This window comes from Luteibacter aegosomaticola (genome assembly GCF_023078475.1).
Taxonomy (GTDB): Bacteria; Pseudomonadota; Gammaproteobacteria; order Xanthomonadales; family Rhodanobacteraceae; genus Luteibacter; species Luteibacter aegosomaticola.
This window is the reverse complement of sequence record NZ_CP095741.1, coordinates 413991-436392: the sequence shown is the minus strand read 5'-3', so window position 1 is coordinate 436392 and position 22402 is coordinate 413991. Positions and strand designations below refer to the sequence as shown.

Annotated in this window: 20 protein-coding genes; 8 read left to right on the top strand and 12 right to left on the bottom strand. The window is 65.0% G+C overall.

Features of this window, described 5'->3' with window-relative positions; genetic code table 11:
* The first annotated feature begins 24 nt into the window (after positions 1-24).
* From L2Y96_RS01980 to L2Y96_RS01960, 5 genes are all read left to right on the top strand, one after another.
* A complete protein-coding gene (locus L2Y96_RS01980) occupies positions 25-2337 on the top strand; it encodes a hypothetical protein (RefSeq protein ID WP_247331510.1) in 2313 nt (770 codons plus the stop codon).
* A 29-nt stretch (positions 2338-2366) separates the two neighbouring features.
* A complete protein-coding gene (locus L2Y96_RS01975; protein WP_247331509.1) occupies positions 2367-6023 on the top strand; it encodes a dermonecrotic toxin domain-containing protein in 3657 nt (1218 codons plus the stop codon).
* Positions 6024-6086: 63 nt separating this feature from the next.
* A complete protein-coding gene (gene ubiE, locus L2Y96_RS01970; protein WP_247331507.1) occupies positions 6087-6836 on the top strand; it encodes a bifunctional demethylmenaquinone methyltransferase/2-methoxy-6-polyprenyl-1,4-benzoquinol methylase UbiE in 750 nt (249 codons plus the stop codon).
* 116 nt (positions 6837-6952) lie between these two features.
* Positions 6953-8803, top strand: a complete 1851-nt coding sequence (locus L2Y96_RS01965; protein ID WP_247331505.1) for a M1 family metallopeptidase — start codon at positions 6953-6955, stop codon at positions 8801-8803.
* Position 8804: 1 nt separating this feature from the next.
* The gene (locus L2Y96_RS01960) at positions 8805-9806 is read left to right on the top strand and encodes an alpha/beta fold hydrolase (protein ID WP_247331503.1); all 1002 of its coding nucleotides are present in this window, start codon (positions 8805-8807) and stop codon (positions 9804-9806) included.
* A gap of 133 nt (positions 9807-9939) precedes the next feature.
* Here the strand turns inward: L2Y96_RS01960 and L2Y96_RS01955 are convergent, their stop codons facing one another.
* From L2Y96_RS01955 to ttcA, 4 genes are all read right to left on the bottom strand, one after another.
* Positions 9940-10707: a M48 family metallopeptidase gene (locus L2Y96_RS01955; protein WP_247331501.1), complete on the bottom strand. Its 768-nt coding sequence runs from the start codon at positions 10705-10707 to the stop codon at positions 9940-9942.
* A gap of 72 nt (positions 10708-10779) precedes the next feature.
* Complete coding sequence (locus L2Y96_RS01950) at positions 10780-11688, bottom strand: recombination-associated protein RdgC (RefSeq protein ID WP_247331500.1); 909 nt, start codon at positions 11686-11688, stop codon at positions 10780-10782.
* Between the two features lie 76 nt (positions 11689-11764).
* Positions 11765-12952, bottom strand: coding sequence for an amino acid aminotransferase (locus L2Y96_RS01945; protein ID WP_247331498.1), 1188 nt, complete (start codon positions 12950-12952; stop codon positions 11765-11767).
* A gap of 34 nt (positions 12953-12986) precedes the next feature.
* Positions 12987-13859: a tRNA 2-thiocytidine(32) synthetase TtcA gene (ttcA, locus tag L2Y96_RS01940; protein WP_247331496.1), complete on the bottom strand. Its 873-nt coding sequence runs from the start codon at positions 13857-13859 to the stop codon at positions 12987-12989.
* Positions 13860-13961: 102 nt separating this feature from the next.
* Between ttcA and L2Y96_RS01935 the strand changes: the two genes are divergently transcribed.
* Together L2Y96_RS01935 and L2Y96_RS01930 are read left to right on the top strand one after the other, a co-directional pair.
* On the top strand, positions 13962-14168 hold the full coding sequence (locus L2Y96_RS01935; RefSeq protein ID WP_247331495.1) for a YdcH family protein: 207 nt from the start codon (positions 13962-13964) through the stop codon (positions 14166-14168).
* A 14-nt stretch (positions 14169-14182) separates the two neighbouring features.
* Positions 14183-14767: a GNAT family N-acetyltransferase gene (locus tag L2Y96_RS01930; RefSeq protein WP_247331493.1), complete on the top strand. Its 585-nt coding sequence runs from the start codon at positions 14183-14185 to the stop codon at positions 14765-14767.
* 100 nt (positions 14768-14867) lie between these two features.
* Here L2Y96_RS01930 and L2Y96_RS01925 read toward each other — a convergent pair whose 3' ends face one another.
* From L2Y96_RS01925 to L2Y96_RS01895, 7 genes are all read right to left on the bottom strand, one after another.
* The gene (locus L2Y96_RS01925; RefSeq protein ID WP_247331491.1) at positions 14868-15887 is read right to left on the bottom strand and encodes an HlyD family secretion protein; all 1020 of its coding nucleotides are present in this window, start codon (positions 15885-15887) and stop codon (positions 14868-14870) included.
* A gap of 11 nt (positions 15888-15898) precedes the next feature.
* The gene (locus L2Y96_RS01920) at positions 15899-16096 is read right to left on the bottom strand and encodes a DUF1656 domain-containing protein (protein WP_247331489.1); all 198 of its coding nucleotides are present in this window, start codon (positions 16094-16096) and stop codon (positions 15899-15901) included.
* Positions 16086-18212: an FUSC family protein gene (locus L2Y96_RS01915; RefSeq protein ID WP_247331488.1), complete on the bottom strand. Its 2127-nt coding sequence runs from the start codon at positions 18210-18212 to the stop codon at positions 16086-16088. The genes L2Y96_RS01920 and L2Y96_RS01915 overlap by 11 nt, the downstream gene beginning before the upstream one ends.
* A gap of 12 nt (positions 18213-18224) precedes the next feature.
* The gene (locus tag L2Y96_RS01910; RefSeq protein WP_247331486.1) at positions 18225-18716 is read right to left on the bottom strand and encodes a MarR family winged helix-turn-helix transcriptional regulator; all 492 of its coding nucleotides are present in this window, start codon (positions 18714-18716) and stop codon (positions 18225-18227) included.
* 90 nt (positions 18717-18806) lie between these two features.
* Positions 18807-19103 carry a DUF1634 domain-containing protein gene (locus L2Y96_RS01905; protein WP_247331484.1) on the bottom strand — a complete coding sequence of 99 codons (297 nt, stop codon included), beginning with the start codon at positions 19101-19103 and terminating at the stop codon, positions 18807-18809.
* A 6-nt stretch (positions 19104-19109) separates the two neighbouring features.
* Positions 19110-19946: a sulfite exporter TauE/SafE family protein gene (locus L2Y96_RS01900; protein WP_247331482.1), complete on the bottom strand. Its 837-nt coding sequence runs from the start codon at positions 19944-19946 to the stop codon at positions 19110-19112.
* Positions 19943-20680: a GntR family transcriptional regulator gene (locus L2Y96_RS01895; protein WP_247331480.1), complete on the bottom strand. Its 738-nt coding sequence runs from the start codon at positions 20678-20680 to the stop codon at positions 19943-19945. The genes L2Y96_RS01900 and L2Y96_RS01895 overlap by 4 nt, the downstream gene beginning before the upstream one ends.
* 437 nt (positions 20681-21117) lie before the next feature.
* On the opposite strand from L2Y96_RS01895, the gene L2Y96_RS01890 reads away from it, so the two are divergent.
* A complete protein-coding gene (locus L2Y96_RS01890; protein WP_247331478.1) occupies positions 21118-21396 on the top strand; it encodes a hypothetical protein in 279 nt (92 codons plus the stop codon).
* A gap of 76 nt (positions 21397-21472) precedes the next feature.
* Here L2Y96_RS01890 and L2Y96_RS01885 read toward each other — a convergent pair whose 3' ends face one another.
* Complete coding sequence (locus tag L2Y96_RS01885; protein ID WP_247331476.1) at positions 21473-22381, bottom strand: LysR family transcriptional regulator; 909 nt, start codon at positions 22379-22381, stop codon at positions 21473-21475.
* Positions 22382-22402: the final 21 nt, after the last annotated feature.

The following is a 22402-nucleotide window of genomic DNA, read 5'->3' as shown; positions in this document are numbered from 1 at the left end:
CCCCCCACTGCTAAGGAAAGCACCATGGATACCACGCCACCACAGGCACCGCCTGCGATCGTGGCCGCCGCTGACCAGGCGACGGCCACCACCCTTCAGCGCCTCTCCGATAGCCAGCAATGGCTGGTCGATCAACAAGCGCTTCTTCCCGACGACTTTTCGCTTGGTAAGGACAAGTACCTCGATGCCATCGATGCGTTCTGGCACGAAGCCGTCGTGGTCGACGATACAGCGATGACCCGCCAACAGGCCCTTGCACGGGTGGTGGCTCGCGTCGCACGCGACGATGCCGCATTGCTCGTCGGCGATTCGCTCCTGCCGACGGAAGCGCTGAGCATGGTGCGAGCGGCGACGGCGGCAGAATCCACGCTGCCACCGACACTCCACGCCCGCATGCTACGCGTAGGCGACATGCCACTGGCCGGTTCGCTGGTATTGCACGACGACCAGGTACCCGACCTCGTCCTTCTCTTTGCCCCGCACTCGGGATGGCACGCTTTCGGCTCCCTGGAGCAGGCGCTCGGACACGTGGTGCCGACGTCAGACACGCACGAGGTGTTTTCGGAACCGCAGGACGGCCCGCTGTTCGGTGCGCTGGCTATCCAACTGGTGACCCGATACACGGCAGGCGTCGAACAGGTGTGGGAACGCTATGCCCCTCTCGGCCAGCAGGCTCTCGCCGACGCCCTGCACGGCGCGCTCGATCTCCACCAGTTCGTGGATATCTACGATATCGCTGCGTGGCGGACGACGATGGCCGACGCGGCATTCCTACGGCATGCGAACGCGGTGGTCGGGATCGGCGATATCGTGCTGCCACACGCGATCGAGACTTCCTACGTATCGTCTGCCGGCAGCGCATGGGGTCGGCGCATAAGCTTGGGGCTGCGTACGCCCGCACTTCGCCGTGACTTCGCACACGCGGACACGCTGTTCGACAAACGCTATATCGCGCGCGGCGTCGCCGCAGCACAGGGCGCCGAATCGGCGGAGGGCATCTTCCGCATTCGCCAGGCGAACTACATCCGCCAGGATGGCCAGTTTTACCAGGTGCGTTTCGACGCAGGCATGCGCGGCTGGCGTTTGACCCGCGCCGGCGCGCTGGATGCGCAATTCAGCGGGCCCCTCATCGAGCGCCTGCCCGGCGGCCGATGGCAGGTCCAACGCGCGGGTTTGCTCGGCGGCCAGCCGAAGGGCACCGGCCCATACCATGTCTCGGCGGAAGACTGGGAACTCTATCGAGGCTATCTCTCCGAAGCGCTGGGTGACTTCCATGTCACCGAATACATGCTGCTTCGCCAGCGAATGGCCCGTGCGCTGGGGACGCGTGAGGAAACGGTATTCAACGCGCTTGGCATGCGCCGTCCGGTCAATGCGGCCCCTATCCACGTGGCGGCGGAAGAAGCCGAGCTTTTCCAGACCCACGTGGCCGGCATCCGCGAGCTTCGCTCGACCCGCCAGACGGGCTATGGCACGTGGCGTCCGGAACCGGCCGCGCTCGAGAGGGCGCAAGCGCAGATCATGTTCCCGCCGTTGCTGAACGTAACGCCGGATGACTTCTTTCTCGAGTTCCGCGCCAGAGCGATGCCCCTGGTCGCCGACCTTTCCCCCAATGAGTTACGCGAGCTGATCGGTGACCTCCAGGTACGTGCCGGCGAGGCCAACGCGATACGTATCTTCACGACCCTCGGCCGCCGGCCGCTTCCGAACGAAACGCTGCTCCAGGTATCGCCCGAAGAACTCACGCACTGGACCGCTGCACTCAACCATGTGCGAGCGATGCGCAGCGCAAACCCGAGGCTTGGCGAGTTACCGGGCCCATCCACTGCGGCGCCGCTCGCCCCTGCCCCGCGACTGGAACTGGTGCCGGAAAGCGAATGGCCTGACGTGGCCTATTACTACGCCACGGCGTACGAAATGGAACACTTCCGCCATGCACGAACCCTGACACTCTCGCAGGTGCGCCCGGCACAGAGCCCCGTGCAAGGCATACCGCTCATGACCCAGTCGCCCGAAACCCTGCTTTCGCAAACGGGCAGCGTGCCCGATGCATGGCTACCACGCACACCGATGTCCCGCGCGACGCTACCACCCGCGACAACGTCACTTGGGCAAGCGTCGGGCGCCTGGATCCGCATTGAGCTCCGGCGCCTGCTACCGCCGCCCACGGCGTTGGGCGCGCACCTCGGCCACCCGTATCGCCTGTACCGCCAGCACACCGTCGACGGCCCCATGCTGGTGTTACGACAAACCAATCCGCCGGCCCTTGGCTGGTGGAACCCCGCGGTCTTCTTCCACGAAGGCAATTTCTCGATCCACTTCTGGCCTGCGCCCTAGCCAGTCACTCCACCCATCAAGGAAGCACCATGGACATGATGCCCAACCAGGCGCCGCCTGCCCTCAGCGGCAACGCGAGCCCCGAAGCACAACAGGCCACTGCAGCCCTCCAGCGGCTCATCGCCGCACGGCGCCAGCTCAGCACGTGGCAACAGCAACTCCCTGAGCCACCCGCACCGGGAAGCGCAGCAGGCGTATCGCCTTACCTGGTCGAACTCGCGGACTTCTGGGCCAGCACCGATGAAGGCACCGGCATGCTGCGTCGCTCTGCCCTTGGCCGTCTGATGGCGGAGACCATGCGCGATGAGGCGGCGCTGCGGGCCCTCGATGGTTCGCTCGATGAGCGCTCGGCAAACCTCGTGCGATACGCCATCGCCAACTACGATGCAGCGCCACCACCGCATGTCGAAGCGCGCGAGCTCACCTTCGGCAACGCGGCCTACGCAGGCGCGCTGATCCTGCGGGACGATCGCCAGCCCGACCTTGCACTCCTGTTCCTCCCCGACCGTGGATGGGAGAGCTTCCTCTCGCTCGAACAGCTGATCGACCATGCACGGCAGCGCTTCGAAAGTAGCGCCGGCCACCTTGGCGATGTGGCCGGACTGGCCCTCGATGATCTCGCCCAGGGCATCGAAGACCGTACCATCGGCTCACGCCCCGTCAGTGAGCCGCCCTTCGAGCGTGCGGCGGCGCGTCTGATCGAAGTGCAGGCCGAAAAGCTGGCCCACGCATGGAGCGATTACCGCATCGATCTGGAGACGCCGGCAGCGGCTACGCACCTCGCCGACCGCATGCGCGATGTGCTGCGCCTTGGCCAGCAGTTCGATGTATCCGCCATGCTTGACGCGCGTGAAGCGCGCCTCATCGACGTCGTCAACGCCGAGCGTCTGGACCGCGCGCCCGTCTCCTTGCGCCACGCCTGGGAGGATGCCGCGCGCGGCTACGACAACGCGCTTTACCTTACGGCTCGCCTGCGCGCACAAGCCGGCATCGAAGCGCCCGATACGCTGATCGGCTTCACGACCACCAGGCTTCGCGCCGCGCTCAAGGCTGCCGGCATCGAGGACGACCCGCAAGACATCGTGGTCTCGGTGTACCACGCCCTCAACCCCGCCGATCCCGCAGGCGCACTCAACTACGCGTTCAACGGACCGCCGAAGAGCCAGGTGCCGCTGCTGCAACTGGCTTTGCAGAACATCGGCCGCTTCAGCGCGGATAGCTTCCGGGCCCATCGCGGCGATGGGAGCGCGCTGGGTGCCGACCTGTCGAACACCACGCTCCGTAGCGTCCTGTCCGGGCTGGATATAGCCGCCTCATTCGATGCGCATCTGACGTCGACGCTTCAGGAAGGACCACGCGGGACGCTCGCGCGGCTGCTCGCCATCGATCTCGAAGCCGCGCAGATGCGTTTCGAGGCGGAAGACGCACGGGTCGGTTACTACACGGGCGATCGGCCCGGCACGTTTGTCGATGACCACAACGAACGCGGCTTCAAGTGGGTGCAGGCAGCGCTGGCCTCGCGCGAAGCCGACGGTCGCGAGAAAGTGGAAGGCCACGAGATCCTGGCGAACCAGATCACATACCGAGGAGCGCCCGTAAGCGGCATCCTCATGTTTGGCGTGCGCCAGCCCGGCGCCGTGTCGCGCGTGGTGCTCTATACGCCCGGTGCGCCCGATGGCGTCATGTTCCGCGAGTTCTCCGATCGCCAGGAAGCGGCGCGCCGTTTTCTGCACCACCCGGACTTTCGCGAATACCTGCTCGACCGCTTGCCGATCGAGTTCGCGACGGTCCTCCCGAATGGCGCCATGCGCGAATTCAGCGACGTCGACCACCGCGCGGCCTTTATCTTCGACGTTAGCCCGGGTGACACAACGCGTTATACGCGCACGGCCGAACCGTTTGCCGAACGCGAGATTCGCAGCGATTTCCTTGCAACCCAGTACGACGCCAGCGTGGCGCAGCATAAACGCGATGCCCGTTACCTTGCGCGCACGGACAGCGAGAGCGCATGGCAATCCTTCGTCGACCATCCGCTGGCCAACATCAACCCGGCGCAGGTCAGCAAGGCGCTCATGGAGATCCCCGCCAGCGCACTGCGTGCGGTGCACGCGGCATGGCGCATAGAGGATCACCTGCGCGCCGGGAGCGTCGGCGAAGCCTTCGTCGCGTTTACCGAGGCCTATACCCACGCGCTGAATGTCGCGGTGCCCTACCAGATCGCCGGGATGGCTCGCACGACGGCGGCGCGCAGTTCTGGCCAGGCCACAAGGCTCGTTAACGTACCCGCGCGCGCTGGCAATCCGACCGTGGCGTTCGATGCCCGCTACCGCGCAAGCGCGACGGTTCGCCCGCGAGGCGCAGCCAACACCGAGGGCATCCATGAAATACACGGCAAGCATTATGTGAAGCACGAGAACCAGTTCTACGCGGTTCGTCGCGACACGGACCTCGGCGTATGGCGCCTGACACGCGCAAACGAGCCCTTCGCGCACGCCACCGGCCCGGCGATTGAACGCGTGGGTGGCCAATGGGTGTTCGCACGCAACGTCGGATTGTGCGGTGGCATGCGGCGCAGCCTTTGCAATCGATTCTTCGATGCACTGAACCTGGCGGACGAGGGAGCGCAGGCGCCCGCTCCACGCGCCCCGCAGCCGGGGCAACCCACCAGGCCCGGCGGGTTCCACATGGATGACCTGGACCTCGTCGGCCCCATGCCGCCTGCCGCCGAACACCTGCGCCCCGCGGTGAGGGCCGCGCTACGCGATAACCCGATGGGCCACGCCATGGTCCGTTCCGACGGCGTGAGATTCCATATGCGCGCACCGGTCCGTGAAGCGGTGTGGCAAGAGCCCAACCTGCATCCGGACCTGGCGGCGCTATCGCGCCATCAGCGTCGTGAGTTCCACCAGGCGCTGGAACGCCTGTTCCCATCTACCGGTGATCGGGCGCAGGTGATCGCAGAACTGGGCTGGGCGCGTTCGGGCGGCCGCCGCGTGCCTTCGCCGGAACGGCCGTTGAACGGTGCGGCCGCGCGGCCTGACGATGGACAGGATCCGACCATCACCTCCTCCACGGATCCGGTCACGCCAGAGCCGCCGGTACTGACCACAGGCCAGATCGAACGCTGGGAAATCGCGCTCGCCGCGGCGCGCGCGGCACCACGGATACCGGTGCGCGTCTCCGCCAGCACCGGAGCCCTCCCACAGTTGCCAGATATGCCGGGCGCGTCCGAGGTCGTCGCGCGTGGCGAATGGCCCGCCCAGCTCTACCACTACGCCGAGGCACTTCCCCAGGTGAACGCCATCGGCGCCCCACGCCCCGGCTACCTTGAGCTGGGCAGTTCGTTCAATCCACTGCGCCCCTCCGAACTCCAGCTCACCTCCCTCGCACCCACGGCTCCCACCAACCAGCTCGATACCGTCCTCGGCATCGCCCGCTGGCAGCGCATGCGTGGCCGTGACCCGCTCGCTCGCTGGGCCCGGGTGAACACGGGGCCCCTCTCCCGCGCCGTCACCCGGGATGGCACCCTGCGCTATTCGCTGCACCGCCGCGCCATGCCCGGGGGGGAATACGAGTACACCCTGCGTTCGGTCGACCCCGAGATCAGCGTCGTCCCGGGCGCCTTCACCACCGGTGGACGGTCCGGAGCGGGGGTGACCTTCGATACCGCGCCGGGCGCGCCGTAAGCGGGCCGGGTGGCACGGGGCCGTAAGGGGCTCGTGCCACCCGGATGAGGTACCATGCGGGGCATGGATTCCCGTCAGACCACCCATTTTGGCTTCCGCGATGTACCCGTCGCCGACAAGCAGAAGCTTGTCGGTGAGGTGTTCACGTCCGTCGCGCGTAATTACGACCTCATGAACGACCTCATGTCGTTCGGCGTGCATCGCCTGTGGAAACGGCATTTCGTCGCCGTCAGCGGCGTGCGCCGGGGCGATCGCGTGCTTGACCTCGCCGGTGGCACGGGCGATATCGCCGCGTTGCTCAAGCCCGTCGTGGGTGACGAAGGCGAGGTGGTCGTCGGTGATATCAACGCCGCCATGCTCGGGGTCGGCCGTGACCGCCTGACGGATCGTGGCCTCGTCGCCGGTCTGCGCTGGGCGCAGATGAACGCCGAGGCGCTGCCGTTCCCGGACAACAGCTTCGACGCCATCACCATCGCGTTCGGCCTGCGCAACGTCACCGACAAGGAAAAGGCGCTGGCCGACATGGCGCGCATCCTCAAGCCGGGCGGCCGCCTGCTCGTGCTCGAATTCTCGAAGGTGCAGAGCCCGCTGCTGTCGAAGCTGTACGACGTACATTCGTTCCAGATCCTGCCGCGCCTGGGCAAGCTGTTCGCCAACGATTCGGACAGCTACCGCTACCTCGCCGAATCGATCCGCAAGCACCCGGACCAGGGCACGCTCCGCGACATGATGCTGGGCGCCGGTTTTGGCCACGTTGAAGTGCGCAACCTTACGAACGGCATCGTCGCCATCCATCGCGGCTACAAGCTGTAACAGGCCGCCTGCTGGCGAATAGCGCCGCAGGCCCTTGAAATGGCGTCCGGAGGCCCCGTCCCGGCCCCGGCCCTTCCGGTGGCATACTTGGGGTTCCTGATCATGGAACCCGCACCATGCGCCTGCTTCCCTTTGCCGCCCTCACGGTGGCCTTCCCCGTGGTGGCGTTCGCCGCCGATCCGCACTCGTACGCCCAGCCCACCATCGTCAAGGTCACCCACCTCGACCTCGACCTGAAGGTGGACTTCAGCAAGCGCGAGCTCGCCGGCAATGCCACGCTGAAGCTGGACTGGAAGGACGGCAAGGCACAGGCCCTGGTACTCGATACGCGTGACCTCAAGATCGCCAGCGTCGATGCCGTCGATGCCGGCGGCAAGGCTTCGCCGCTGAAGTTCGCCCTTGCGCCGCGCGACAAGGAGCTGGGCTCGAAGCTCACGATCCAGGCGCCGACGCACCCGGCGAGCGTCCGCATCACGTACACCACGGTGCCCGAGGCCTCGGGCCTGCAGTGGCTCACCCCCGAGCAGACCGCGGACAAGAAGCAGCCCTTCATGTTCTCGCAGTCGGAATCCATCCACGCGCGTTCGTGGGTGCCGCTGCAGGATTCGCCGGCTATCCGCTTCACCTACGATGCGCATGTGACCGCGCCGAAGGATGTCCGCGTGGTGATGAGCGCGATCAACGACGCGAAGCATCCGCTCGACGGCGATTTCAAGTTCGACCAGCCGCACCCGATCCCGTCGTACCTGCTGGCGATCGCCGCCGGCGATATCGCGGTGAAGGAAACCGGCCCGCGCAGCGCCGTGTATGCCGAGCCCAGCGTCGTCGACAAGGCCGCGCATGAGTTCGAAGATACCGAGAAGCTCATCGCTACCACCGAGAAGCTGTACGGCCCGTACGCGTGGGGCCGCTACGACCTGCTCGTGCTGCCGCCGTCGTTCCCGTTTGGCGGCATGGAAAACCCGAACATGACGTTCGCCACGCCCACCGTGCTGGTCGGCGACAAGAGCCTCGTCTCGCTCGTGTCGCACGAACTCGCGCACTCGTGGTCGGGCAATCTGGTGACCAGCGCCGCGTGGCGCGACATCTGGCTCAATGAAGGCTTCACCACTTACGTGCAGGGCCGCATCACCGAGGCCGTGTACGGCAAGTCGCAGGCCGACGAGGAAGCGCTGCTCTCCGCGCGCGAGCTCGAGAAGACCATCGGTTCGATGGAGCCCAACACGCAGAAGCTCACCCCGGATCCGCGCGGCGTCGGCGCCGACGATTCGCTGTCGTCCGTCGCATACGATAAGGGCTCCTGGTTCCTGCGCACCCTGGAACAGCGGTTCGGCCGCGAAACGTTCGATGCCTACCTCAAGGGCTACTTCGCCCACTTCGCGTTCCAGAGCATCGATACCGACACGATGTTCGCCTACATGAAGGCCAACCTGCTCGATAAGTACCCGGGCAAGATGAGCGAGGCCGAAGCGCGCGCATGGATCTGGCAGCCGGGTATCCCGAAGGATGCACCGCTTCCGACCTCCGCACGCTTCGACTACATCGACAAGGAGCGCACCGAGTTCCTTGCCGGCAAGCTCGATGCGGCCAAGCTCGATGCCAAGACCTGGAACACCCAGGAATGGATGTACTTCCTTGACCGCATGCCGGACGTGCCGCCGCTCGACAAGATGAAGGCCATCGACGCCGCGTGGCACCTCACGGGTACGCCGAACGCCGAGATCGGCATGCGCTGGTACGCCCACGCCATCGCCGCTGGCGACAAGGACGTGTGGACGGCCGCCGCCGAGCACATGACCCGCATCGGCCGCCTGTACCTCACCACGCCGGTCTACCGCGCTTTCGCCCGCACGCCGGAAGGCCTGGCGTTCGCGAAGGAAACCTATGCGAAGGCGAAGTCGGGCTACCACCCGATGACCCAGCAGGCGGTGGAGAACATCCTCGCCGGTAAGTCGAAGAAGAAGTGAGATGGCCAAGACTCCTGCTCCCGTAACACCGGCCTCCACCCGCCCGCTCTGGCAACGGCTGCTCCTGCGTCGCCTGAAGTTCCTGATCGTGGTCGCGGTGGTGCTCGGTGCCAGCGCAGGCCTGGTCTATCTCCTCGCGCCGCAGCTGCTCGTCAGGGCCGATGCGGCGCGCATGGCGATGCAGGCGCACGTCGACAAGAAGACCGTCGTCGCCGGTGACACCACGTGGTCGTACTACGAAGGTGGCCAGGGCCCGACGATCGTGCTGCTGCACGGTTTCGCGGCCAATAAGGAAACCTGGCTGGAAATGGCCAAGGGCCTTACCGACCACTTCCACGTCGTGATTCCGGACCTGCCGGGCTGGGGTGAGTCGTCGCGCAATGAGGGTGGCGATTACGGCATCCCCGCACAGGCCGCTCGCCTGGAGGATTTCGCCAAGGCCGCTGGCCTGCAGCACTTCCTCCTCGTGGGCCAGTCCATGGGCGGTGCGATCGCCGGTGTGTATGCCGCCGATCATCCGGAACGCGTCGCTGCGCTCACGCTCATGAGCTCGCTGGGCCTTACCTTCAAGGAAAACGACTTCGTCCGTGATGTGAAGGCTGGCAAGGATCCATTCCTGGTCAGCAACCGTGAAGAGCTTGAAGCGCTGTTCGCGCGGATCTTCACCAAGCCGCCGCACATCCCGGGCCGCATCGAGGATGCCCTGGTTCGTCGCAACGTGGCCGATCGCGCGTTCATCGAGCGCACGTTCGCCGAACTGAAGCAGCCGGAGCAGGCCTTCGCGCTGGATCCGATCCTGGTGAAGCTGCAGATGCCGGTGCTGGGCATCTGGTGCCACGATGACAAGATCATCGATGTGTCGGCACTGGATACGCTGCGCAACGGCCTGAAGAGCAGCCCGTCGATCGGCGCGACCGTGATGAACGGTTGCAACCACATGCCGATGCTTGAGAAGCCGGACGAAACCGCGCGGATCATCACCGGGTTCGCGCTAGCGCACTGATCGCAAGAGCGCCCCGTAGGAGCCCACCCTGTGGGCGACATCTTTCGCGATACCGCCACAGGCCCTGTGGCTCTTTCGCGAACGGCGTCGCCCACAGGGTGGGCTCCTACACATGCGGGGTAGGAAACCTTTGCTAATCGGCTACGTCGGCGATCAACCGATCCAGCTGCGCCTTCAACGCACTGCCATGCGCGCGCAGCCACGCACGCTGCTCCTTGTGCTCCGGCAGGATGCTTTCCACCCAGTGCCAGAACCGCGGCGAATGGTTGCGCACCTTCAGGTGACACAGCTCGTGCACCAGCACGTAACGCAGCGCCGCCGGTGGCGCGAGCGCCAGCGCGAGATCCAGGTTGATGCGATCGCGCGTATCGAGGCTGCCCCACAGACTTTTCAGCGGCCGGATGCGCAACGCCGTCGGCGCCGCGTTGATCTGCGGGATATAGCCCGGCAACCACCGCGATACATCGCGACGGATCTGCGCTTCGAAGAACGTGGCCAGCAGGCCGCGCGCCACCAGTAACTCACGATGATGCGGGCCGGGGATCACGAGCGTGATGCTGCCCTCGTCATGCTGCACGCGCGGGTACGGGCCTTCGGCCCAATGCAGGGTGGTTTCTTCGCCGCGAAACGGGAACGTCGCGGGCACGCCCACGCGCAGCGCGGGTAGCGGCTCGGCGTCCATGTGGAACTCGCCGAGCTTCTGTTCCAGCCAGTCCGCATGATGGCGCAGGAACGCCGTCATCTGCGCGACGTGCGTTCCGTTCGGGTAGGTGAGCCGTGCGCCCTTGGGGGTCACGGTAAGGCGAAGTCGGCGCGCGCGCGGGTGCGCCGACTTCAGCACCCGTATGGTGCCCCCGGTCGGGGTGGAGAGTTCCAGCCAGTCGCCTTGTTCTGATGCCATGTCGCCAGTCCCGAACCGATCCCGACAACCATTCCATCCCGGTGTATCAACCACTGCGACCGGCCCGGCGGATCACTCCGGACGCGGCAGCTTGAACCATTCTTCCAGCTTGCCCAGCAGGCGCTCGTACTCAAGCGCCATCAGGGCGAAGGTGGCGTCCATTTCGGCGGCGGCGTTCTCGTGGCTATCCGCCTGTTCGTCCAGCACCACGTCCGTGAACTTGATTTTACGCAGGATGAGGTCTTCGCCAAGCACGAAAGAGATGCGGTCATCGAAGACCAAACCAAGCTGGAACACCTGTTTACCGGTGCGCAGGTGCTCCCGGATCTCATCGGTATCGAGATCCTGGCGGCGGCAGCGGGCAATGGCGCCCGAGGCCGTGGCCGGATCACGCAGCTCGCACTCGTCGCCGAGGGCCAGGCCGCCCGGCAGCTCACCCGTGGCCACCCAGTGGGTCATGAGAATCCGGGGCGATTCTTCCGGCGCCAGCGGCACGGCCGGGAAGCTGCCCAGGGCCTCGCGGACCTGACTCAGGGTGTTCTCAGCGGACTTGCGACTGGACGTATCCAGGATGAACCAGCCGTTCTTCTTGTCGGCGTAGGCCTTCATGCGCGAGCTGCGCACGAAAGCGCGCGGCACCAGCTCGTTCAGGACGTTGTCCTTGATCGTCTTGCGCTCGCGCCCGCCGACCTTGCGGCCTTCTTCCTCGGCGATCTTCTGTACGCGGTTGGCCACCTCGTCGTTGATGACGGAGGACGGCAGGAGCTTATCTTCGCTGCCCACGGTGACCATCGTGTTGCGGGCCACGTTGTGGGTCAGGCCTTCCTCGTTACGGCCCAGTGGCGAAACAAAGCCACGCGCGTTCAGCTCCATCGGACCGACAGGACGCAGGCGATGTTCCGGAAGAACTTCGTCCAGGCGGTCCAGGTCGGCGGCGACGGATTCGGAAAAGCGGAACAGCGTCAGGTTGCGAAAGAACATGTATCAGTAATTCTCATGCAAAGGGTTAGCCGTGGCGGGCGCGAGGCGCCCGCCGGCAGCAAAAGGTAACGGTGGCTCAGACCACCTTCGCGATGGCGTCAGCGACGCGATCGATGTTCTTGTCGTTAAGCGCGGCGACGCAGATGCGGCCCGTGCCCACGGCGTAGATACCGAACTCTTCGCGCAGGCGATCGACCTGGGCGCTGCTGAGGCCGGAATACGAGAACATGCCGCGCTGCTCTTGAATGAAGCCGAAATCGCCCGCCTTGGAAAGGCGTTCGACGAGGCCGCGGCGCATCGCACGGATGCGGTCACGCATTTCGCCCAGCTCGGCTTCCCAGGTGGCGCGCAGGTCGTCGTGGTTGAGCACGGCCGACACGATCGCCGCACCATGGGTCGGCGGGTTCGAATAGTTCGTACGGATGATGCGCTTCAGCTGCGACTGCACGCGCACGGCTTCATCGTGCGAACCGGTGACGATCGACAGTGCACCCACGCGCTCGCCGTACAGCGAGAACGACTTCGAGAACGAGCTGGCCACGAAGAACGGCACATCGGTCTGTGCGAACAGGCGCACGGCCACGGCATCGGCTTCGATGCCATCGCCGAAGCCCTGGTAGGCGATGTCGAGGAACGGCACCAGGCCGTGCTCGCGCACAGTGGCGATCACGCGCTTCCAGTCGGCTTCGGTGAGATCCACACCCGTCGGGTTGTGGCAGCACGCGTGCAGGACGACGACTGCGCCCTTCGGGAGCTTGGCCAGGCTGGCGAGCATGCCTTCCACGTCCACGCCATGGGTGGCGGCATCGTAGTAGGCGTAGTCGACCACATTGAAGCCAGCGCCTTCGAACAGCGCACGGTGGTTTTCCCAGCTCGGGTTGCTGATGGCAACCGGCACATCGGGGTTCAGGCGCTTGAGGAAATCGGCACCGACCTTGAGCGCGCCCGTGCCACCGAGGGCCTGCGCGGTGACCACGCGGCGATCGGCCAGCAGCGGCGATTCGGCGCCGAACAGCAGCTTCTGCACCGCGCTGTCGTACAGGGCGATGCCATCGATGGGCAGGTAGCCGCGCGGCAGCTGCGCTTCGACGCGCGCCTTCTCGGCTTCGCGCACGGCGCGCAGCAGCGGCACGTGGCCGTTCGCGTCGTAGTACACGCCGACGCCGAGGTTCACCTTGTCCGCGCGGGTATCCGCGCCAAAGGCTTCGTTGAGGCCAAGGATCGGATCGCGCGGTGCGAGTTCGACAGCAGAGAACAGGGTCATGATCGAAAGGCCTTGAAGCGGTGGAAGGGAAGGATCAATCGTTATCTTCAGCGGTGTCGCTGCCGCCAAGCCACGCATGCGTGTCGGCGCGCACCGCGCCTTCGCGTGCGCCGAGGCCCGCGAAGTCGAACAGGTTTCGGTCCATCAGCTGCGACGGGGCGATATTGCCCAGCGCGCGGAACATGGTTTCGCTACGGCCGGGATGGCTCTTTTCCCAATCTTCCAGCATGCGCTTCACCACCTTGCGCTGCATGTTCTCCTGCGAACCGCACAGGTTGCACGGAATGATCGGGAAGGCCTTCGCCTCGGCGAACGTCGCGATGTCGTCTTCGCGGCAATACGCCAGCGGGCGAATGACCACGTGCTTGCCATCGTCGGACTGCAGCTTGGGCGGCATGGCCTTCAGGCTGCCCTGGTAGAACATGTTCAGGAAGAACGTGCCCAGGATGTCGTCGCGATGGTGGCCGAGCGCGATCTTCGTTACGCCGTTATCGGCGGCCCACTGGTACAGGGTACCGCGGCGCATGCGCGAGCACAGGCTGCACATGGTCTTGCCCTGCGGGATCACGCGGGTAACGACGCTGTACGTGTCCTGCTCGATGATGTGGAACGGGATGCCGCGCTCGCTGAGGTATTCCGGAAGCACATGGGCCGGGAAGTCCGGCTGCTTCTGGTCCAGGTTCACCGCGATGAGCTCGAAGCGCACCGGTGCCTTGGCCTGCAACAAAAGCAGGATATCCAGCATGGTGTAGGAATCCTTGCCCCCGGAGAGGCACACCATCACCTTGTCGCCGTCCTCGATCATCCCGTAATCGGCGATGGCCTGGCCGACCTGGCGGCGCAGGCGCTTGGCCAGCTTGCCGGCTTCGTAGCTCTGCTTGCGGGTGGCATCGGGGTTGGCGGACATGTCGCTGGGTGCTTCGGAAGGGACGAGCCTCCTAGTGTAACTGCTGCGGCGCGGCACGCCGGGGGGTAAACTTGCGGCTTCCCCCAACCGCCGGCCGCCGCTATGCAGGTTCAGGATCCGACCCAGCTATCCCAGCGCCTTGCGGAGCTCAAGGTGGAGCACCGGGACCTCGATGCCGCCATCGAGCACCTCGCCCAGGCCATCAGCCGGGACGAACTCCAGCTGACTCGCCTGAAAAAGCGCAAATTGCTGCTAAAAGACGCGATCGCCCGCATCGAGAGCAACCTGATCCCCGACCTGGACGCCTGAAAGGAGCCGCACGCATGGCCGATCGCCTGGAAAACGCCTGGGTCGCCCTGGAACCGCTGGCCCTCGAGCACGTCCCCGCGCTGGAGCAGGCCGCGGCCGATGGCGACCTCTGGGACCTCTGGTTCACCTCCGTCCCCCGCCCCGGCAGCATGGCCGCCTACGTCGAGAAAGCCCTGCGCGGGCACGTCGAAGGCCGGATGTCACCGTGGGTGGTCCGTGAGAAGAGCTCCGGCGAGATCGTCGGCACCACCCGCTACTACGACATCACCCCGGACCCGTACCGCGTGGCTATCGGCTACACCTGGTACGCGAAGCGCTGGCAGCGCAGCCACCTGAACACGGCGTGCAAGCACCTGCTGCTGGATAACGCGTTCCAGAACCTGGGCGTGGTCGCCGTGGAATTCCACACCGACGCCTACAACCAGGATTCCCAGCGGGCCATTGAGCGGATCGGCGCCAAGCGCGAGGGCGTGTTGCGCGCCCACAAGCGCCGCGAGGATGGCTCCCTGCGCGATACCGTCTGCTACAGCATCCTCGCCACCGAGTGGGCCGACGTAGACAAGTGGCTACAGCTACGCCTAAAGCGCCTCACACCGTAGGAGCCCACCCTGTGGGCGACATCTTTCGCGGAAGAGCCACAGACCCTGTGGCGGCTGTACGAAAGGCGTCGCCCACAGGGTGGGCTCCTACGAGGGGCGGTTAGCGGGCGGCGACCTGGTCGGGGTGCGACGGGCGCACCACCAGGGTCGCGGTCATACCCGCCGCCAGCACCGTGCCTTGCGGCATCTGGCTCGCATCGATTTTCACGCGCACCGGCACGCGCTGGGCCAGGCGCACCCAATTGAAGGTGGGATTCACGTCGGCCAGCATGTCGGTGCCGGTCGGGTTATCCGCATCGGTGATACCGCGGGCGATGCTCTCCACGTGGCCTTGCAGGCGCACGCCACCGCTCATCAGGCGGATATCCACCGGATCGCCGATGCGCAGGCCCGGCAGCTTGGTTTCTTCGAAGTAACCGTAGATCCAGTACGAGTGGCTATCGATCAGGGCGAGACGCGCGGTACCGGCGCTGGCGTAATCGCCCACGCGCACGTCGAGGTTGGTCACATAGCCATCCACCGGCGCGCGCACCTCGGTGCGATCGAGGTTGAGCTGGGCCGAAGCCACTTCCACTTCGGCCTGGGCCACCGCGGCAAGCGCCTGCTCCTGCGCCGCGGACGCCTGCTTCGTGCTCGCCTGCGCCGCCTGCCAGCCTGCCTTGGCGGCATTCGCCACGGCCACGGCATTGGCCTTGTCTTCGGCCGAGATCACGTTGTTGATCAGCTTCTGGCGGCGATCGGACTGCGCGGCGTACATCTCGAAGTTCGCATGGCTCTGCTGCGCGCTGGCAGCCGCGGCATTGATGCTCGCCCCCGACGCGCGCGCTGCCGCTTCCGCCGCGTGAAGGTTCGCATTCGCCTGATTCAGTGCGTTGATGTAACGCGCCTTATCCACGACGAAGAGGAGATCGCCCTTCTTCACCGTCTGGTTATCGATGACCTTCACGTCGGTCACCAGGCCCGCCACATCAGGGGCGATGCGCACGATCTCCGCGCGCACACGGCCGTCGCGGGTCCAGGGCGAATACATGTAGTGCTTCCACAACGCGTGCCCGACGAACGCCGCGATAACGATGATAACGGCGGTGATGGCGAAGCGGATGATCGTGGTGAGTTTCATGACGGCATCACTCAGATAAGGAACAGCGCAAACGCGCCGAAGACACAAACGAACACGCCCAGGCGGAACAGCGGCGGGTGCCAGACGAAGCGGTAAAGGCCGAAGCGGCCTGCCAGCGAATCAAGCAGCCACAAGGCCAGCAAAGCCAGGACAAAGAGGACGAGCAGCCCGGGAACCAGGGCGTCGCCGAGTGCAATCTCACGAGGCATGGACGATCTCCTTGGCAAGCGGGGCGGAAGGCATGTACGCGGCGAGGACGGATTCGCCATCCAGCAGCGCCATGCGCACCAGGTGTAGATGTTCGAGCAGATGGGCCTGGCCCTCGTGCTCGCCGACGCTGGCGATGGCCGTGGCCACCGCATCGCGCGCCAGCAGGTAACCGGCCGGGTCGGGCTTCTCGTAGAAGCGCGCCAGCGTGCGCAGCGCTTCCTGCAGGTACGGCAGCAGGGTCGACGGCACGTCGCGGCGGGCCATGTCGTGGCGCAGCTCGATCAGCGCGCGGCCGGTCTCATGCACCGCCAGCGCCCAGGCGATCAGCGCACGCGAATCCGCGCCACCCGGCTGGGTCTGCGCGACGACCTGGCTCACCAGATCGTGGTTCACGCTCTCGAAGCGATGGCGCAGGCCCGGCAGCGGAGCTTCGGCAGCAAGGGCCACCTGGCCGCGCAGGCGAGCCAGCTGGCGGCGGCGCAGCCAGGCGCTACCGATGGCTGGCGGGATCACGACGAACGACACCGCGGCGGCACCCAGGCCAACGACCTGCGCGATCGCGTCATTGATGAAGTGCACCGGGTCGTACGTCTGCGGATTCTTCAGCGCGAGGATGTAGGCCAGACCCATGGCCCAGCCGAGGCCGAACGAACCCAGCGTACGGCTCATCATCATGACCAGGCCAATCGCCAGGAACGGCGCGATGCTCGCCACCATCAGGCCGTAGCCATCCATCTGCGTCAGCACGAAGAATTCGCAGATGAAGCCGACGGCCATGCCGCTGAGGTAGCCCAGCATCACGATCCACGTCACCCGGGTGGGGTTGGGCGTCGCGGCGAACAGGCCGGCGAAGATCGTGGCGAGCAGCATGGCGCTCGAGCCGAGCGGCCAGGCGCTCGCAATCCAGTAGGTGCCCAGCACCAGCATGGTCACCGTGGTGCGCAGCGTGGCAATGCCTGCACCGAGCCAGTCATTGCCGCGGTCGAAACGCACGCGCTCAGCCGAGCCGCCGATGACACCGGGCGCTTGCAGCGAGGCAGCGGCATCAACATAGGCGTGCAGTTCGTCGACAAAGCGCATCAGCAGCGACGCGCCCGTGTCGAAATCGCGCAGGTCCTGCGCGTCGGTCAAGGAAGCACGCAGTTCCGGCTGGCGCGCACGCATCGTTGTGCGCGCCTCGACCAGGCGCGGCAGCAGCACGCGTGCCGCCATGCCGGCTTCGATCGTCACGTCGAGCGCTTCGCCGATCGGCGCATAGAGATGGATGAGCGTATCCGCGGCGAGCTCACGCTTCGCGCGCTTCAGGCGGTTCACCAGATGGTGCAGCGATTGGAAGCTCGTCGATGCCGCCATGAAGCGCTGATTGAACAGTCTCAGATGGTTGCTGCGTGCACGCGCTTCGGCGTCTTCGAAAATCACCGAGCTGCGCAGATCTTCCAGCGTCACGGCATCGCGGACAAAGCGCAAATGCGCCTTCTCCATCGCCTCGCGCGGGATCGAGCCGCCCGTTGCGCCGCGCACGAAGCCCACGAAATGCGCGAACTGTTCGCGCGCCGAGCGGCGCAGTACATCGCGCATGCGGCTGGGGAACACCACATCACTGACGACGCCGCTCACCAGCAGGCCGAGCAGCACTTCGGAAAGACGCGCCACGGCGGAATCGAACACGCCCGGCGGGTTGTCGATGACCGGCAAGGCCACGATCGCCGCGGTGTAGCCACCGAGCACGAAGGCGTACGACTTGAAGTTGCGATACAGCGTGGCGCCACCGGCACACACGCCGATCCACAACGACAGCGCGAGCAGGAAGAGATCGCGCTCTTGCGGGAACGACGCCACGATAGCCACTGCTGCTGTCGCGCCACCCACGGTACCAATGGCACGGTAGAAGCTCTTCGCCAGCACCATGCCCGACTGGCGGTTGGCCACGATGATCGTGGTCAGCATCGCCGTGGACGGCGCCGGCAGCGCGAAGCGCATCGCCAGCCAGCCCGTGCCGAAGAACGCGATAAGCGTCTTCAACACGAAGAGCCAGATCGAGGCCTCCTCGCGCAGGGTCTCGACCACGACCTGGCGTGTGTCGGGAGTGGCAGCGGTGGGGTTCACGGCGGACATGGCGGTGCCTCGTTACTCCCCGAACCCGGCCAGCATCTTCTTCAGCAGGCCTTCCAGCAGACCCTGCTCATCGACGCTGAGATTACGCGTCTGCCGGTGCAGCAGCTTGATGATATCCGGCAGGAAACTGTCGATCAGGGCGATGCCGGCGGGCGTGAGGGTGAGCTCGACCTTGCGGCGGTCGTCCTCGCTGGCCGCGCGGGCGATGTAGCCCATATCGGTCAGGCGGGTGGTCAGGCGGGTGACGTTGGCCAGCTTCTCGCCCGCCGCATCGGCCAGCTGCGAGGGGTTCAGCGCATGGCCCGGCGCCCCGTACAGCATCATCAGGATGTTGTACTCAGGGTGGTTGAGACCGTAGGGCTTCATCACGCCGTTGGCCTGGTCGTGCACTTCCTTATAGATGTGCTTCACCAGGCGGACCAGCACGGCCGGCTCCCGCGGGAAGGCGGGGTAGTTCTTGATCGTGTTCTGGAGCCGCGCTTCGGTGGGGGCGAAGTCACTCATGGGGAACTGCCTATGGCGTGGTTACACCATAAGTATATAGTTCATTTCTGTATTATCAATATGCAGACTTTTTCATTGTTCATCGGTGGGCTATCCAGGCGTCAGGCCTGGCAGCCAAACCTCCAACGCGACACCTGCGCCGATCACGAGCAGCACGCCGGCCGAGCATGCGACGTACGGGTAGTCCTTGATACGAATGAACGTAACAAGTGTCCAGGCCACGCGTGTAACCGGCAACAAGGAAAACATCGCGATTCCGATCAGGGACAGCTGATGGCTCCAGCGATCGTCAGCCATGCCCGTCACCATGCCCGCCAACAGCACGGTCGTGGCCATGCAGGTGCCAAGCCAATAGAGATGCGCCAGGCCTCGTTTGCTTCCGTCCATCGAACGCTATCCTCGAATGGCGCTGATCGCCATCATCGCCATCATGGCCACCAGCACACCCACGAAGCCCAGGCGTAGCTTGTCGGCGGGAAGCGCCGAGAGCAGTTTCGCTCCGACCAGGGCACCCAGAACGGAGCCGAGCGCGATGGGCGCAGCGAGCGTGACATTGAGATCCCCGCGAGCGATGTAGGCGCAGGCGCCGGTGGCGGCGGTCACACCGATCATGAAGTTGGATGTCGCCGACGACGCCTTGATGGGCATGCGCAACGCCATGTCCATCGCGGGAATCTTGAGGACGCCCGAGCCGATCCCGAGTAATGCGGATAACACGCCGGCGACGTACATGAGCACCAGTGCCACGGGTACGTTACCCACCCGGTAGGCCACGGGTCGATCCGTTCCGGCCTCCGCGTAAACATCGTGCAAGCGCAGCCGGGTTGCCAGGGTTAAGCGATCGGACGCGGCCTCAGGAACGGGATCATTGCGCTTAACCATCATCTGCCGAGCCGAAATGCCAAGCACACCGACAAAGAGCAGTTGCAGCAACCGCACGGGCAACCAACCGGTCAGAAGCACGCCGCACAAGGCGCCGGTCGTTGTCGCGGTCTCGAGCACGACGGCAAGGCGCACGTTCGTCCATTCGCGTTTGATGAAGGGCGCGGCGGTCGCACACGAACACGCAATGACCGACACAAGGCTGATGCCCACGGCGTCATGCATATCGACACCAAAAAACAATGTCAGCGCAGGCACGATGAAGATTCCGCTTGCCATGCCGAGTACGCCACCTAGCGCGCTCGCCCCGAATGCGGCGAGAAGCATCAAAAACACGGGACTGCTCACGCAGGCTTTCGACGCTGTAGCCGGGTCGCAAACCGAATCAGGTCGCCGCGGTAGTAGAGGCGCTCGTAATCCACGGGACGGTCCGCGTCGCTGTACGTCGTTCGGTCAATAAGGAACACGGGCGATCCAGGGGCAATGCCGAGTGCCGAGGCGATGGGCTCGCTGGCCACCGTCGCCTCCAACTCATAATCGGCACGGAGCAGGGGCACGTCGTATTTCCCCTCAAGCAGCGCGAAGATCGGCTCCGCGTCCAGATCGTTCTCGACCACCTTGCCACCGATATCAAGCGGCAGGTACGTCTCGTCGAACGACATGGCGATACCGTCCGCAACACGCAGCCTGGTGATGCGATAAACGGACGTGCCTTTGAGAAGCCGCAGGCGCTCGGCGACGACCTCGTCTGCTTCGACCACCTTCTTGTCCAGCAGTTTGGAGCTGGGGCTCTTGCCCAATGCGATCATGTCTTCGGCAAACCCCGTCAGCTCGGTCAGCTCTTGCCGAAGCTGGGGACGGGTGACGAAGGTGCCGCTACCCCGCCGTATCTCGACCAGGCGCCGCGCAACCAAGTTCTCAATGGCTTTCCGGAGAGTGGTGCGGCTGACACCGTATTTCGCGATCAGTCGATCTTCCGGGGGGAGCTGCCCTTCAACCGGCAAGGCGCCCGATGCGATGTCTGCCGCTATCGACGCCTCGACCTGTGCGTACAGCGGGAGGCTGCTGAGATGGGAATCCATGGGCTGATTATAACATCATGACATCATGATGTCTCGCTAGCACGCGTCGAATCGGCGTCTCAGATGTGGCGATTCGATCAGGATGTCGCTAACTCATTTCCGGCATCGCCATCCATGTAGGCCGCCCGTTCGGCGCGGCGCCCAAAAAACGAGAGCCCAGTGACCCATGGGAAGCATGAATCGCGTGCCGGCGATCTCTCCGGCATCATCCGCAGGTAGCAGCGACCGACCGTTTCCCTCGACCCATGCCGCCAGCGTGTCGAGCGAGACATCGAGAGGGGGAGATTGAAATGAGGTGCATAAATCTATGCGCTGCGCTCGCATTCTTAGCGCTTCCAGGAATGACCGCATCGGCATCCGAAAGTAGCTGCTCACCACGGACAAGCCGTTCCGCCGGGATCACACCGACAGAGGCACGCACGATCATGGATAGGGTCGTGTCGCAGGGTTACTACAGAGGGGGCGCCTACGAAGAGGTTCCCAAGGATGCGGGCGAGCCAAATTTTTACGTTTATCAGCTACTACGAAAGAACGCGTCGGCAGGCGAATCGGATGTCCTCGGATTCATCGCCGTCAGTCGGAAAACAGGACGAATCATCGAAGTAGACGCTGAATGGTGCCACCAGTATCCCGTTCATAAGGGCGATAAGGCACTCAAGCCCTATCCGGGCGCGGATCTACCGGGAAGCTGCGAGGACCCCGCGTTAGGCAAGTGACCATAGATGCAAGCGAGCCGGAGTTGAGCCTTTGCGGCTTCGCGCTCGCGCCACGCTACTCGTTAGGCGTGAGGATTCATGAGGGGGCCGCAACACTAGCCTCTCCATGGGCCCGGGCCAGTTCGAAGAACGCGGTGACATAGTCCGTGCCCAGTTCGGTCTCGCGAACGCCGAGGTGGATCTGCTTGGCGATGCCTTCCTTACCCAGGCGTAGCGCCACCAGAGGCATCTTTGCTGCGTATTCCTCGGCAAGCCAGCGCGGCAGGGCCGCGACGCCACGGCCACTGGCGACCATCTGCATCATGATGTCGGTGGTCTCGATGGCCTTTTGCTTCCGCGGGCTGATGCCCGCCGGCTGCAGGAACTGGCTGTAGACGTCCAGCCGATCCAGCGTCACCGGGTAGGTGATCAGCACTTCGTTGGAGAGTTGCTCGGGCCGGAGCCAGGGCTCGCCCGCAAGCGGATGCCCCTGACTAACCACCAGCACCTGTTCGTAATCGAACACCGGCTCGTAGTGAAGCCCGGTTTTGTACAACGGGTCGGGCGTCACGAGCAGATCGATTTCATGCCCGAACAACGCGCCGATGCCGCCGAACTGGAATTTCTGCTTCACGTCGACGTCGACCTCTGGCCAGGCCTTGAGGTACGGCGACACGATCTTCAGCAACCACTGGTAGCAGGGGTGGCACTCCATGCCGATACGGAGCGTCCCGCGCTCTCCCTGGGCGAACTGGCGCAGGCGCGTTTCCGCCAGTTCAAACTGCGGAAGCAGACGGTTTGCGGCGGCGAGCAAGTACTCGCCCGCCTGCGTCAGGCGCATCGAACGGCCCTGGCGCAGCCATAGTTCCGTGCCCAACTCCCGCTCCAGCTTGCGCATGGTGTGGCTCAGTGCGGACTGGGTCAGGCACAGGAACTCAGCCGCCTTCGTCAAAGACCCCTGCTGCTCGACGGCTCGAAGAATGGTTAGGTGTCCGCGTTCCAGCATGATCCAAATCGATAAATGAGC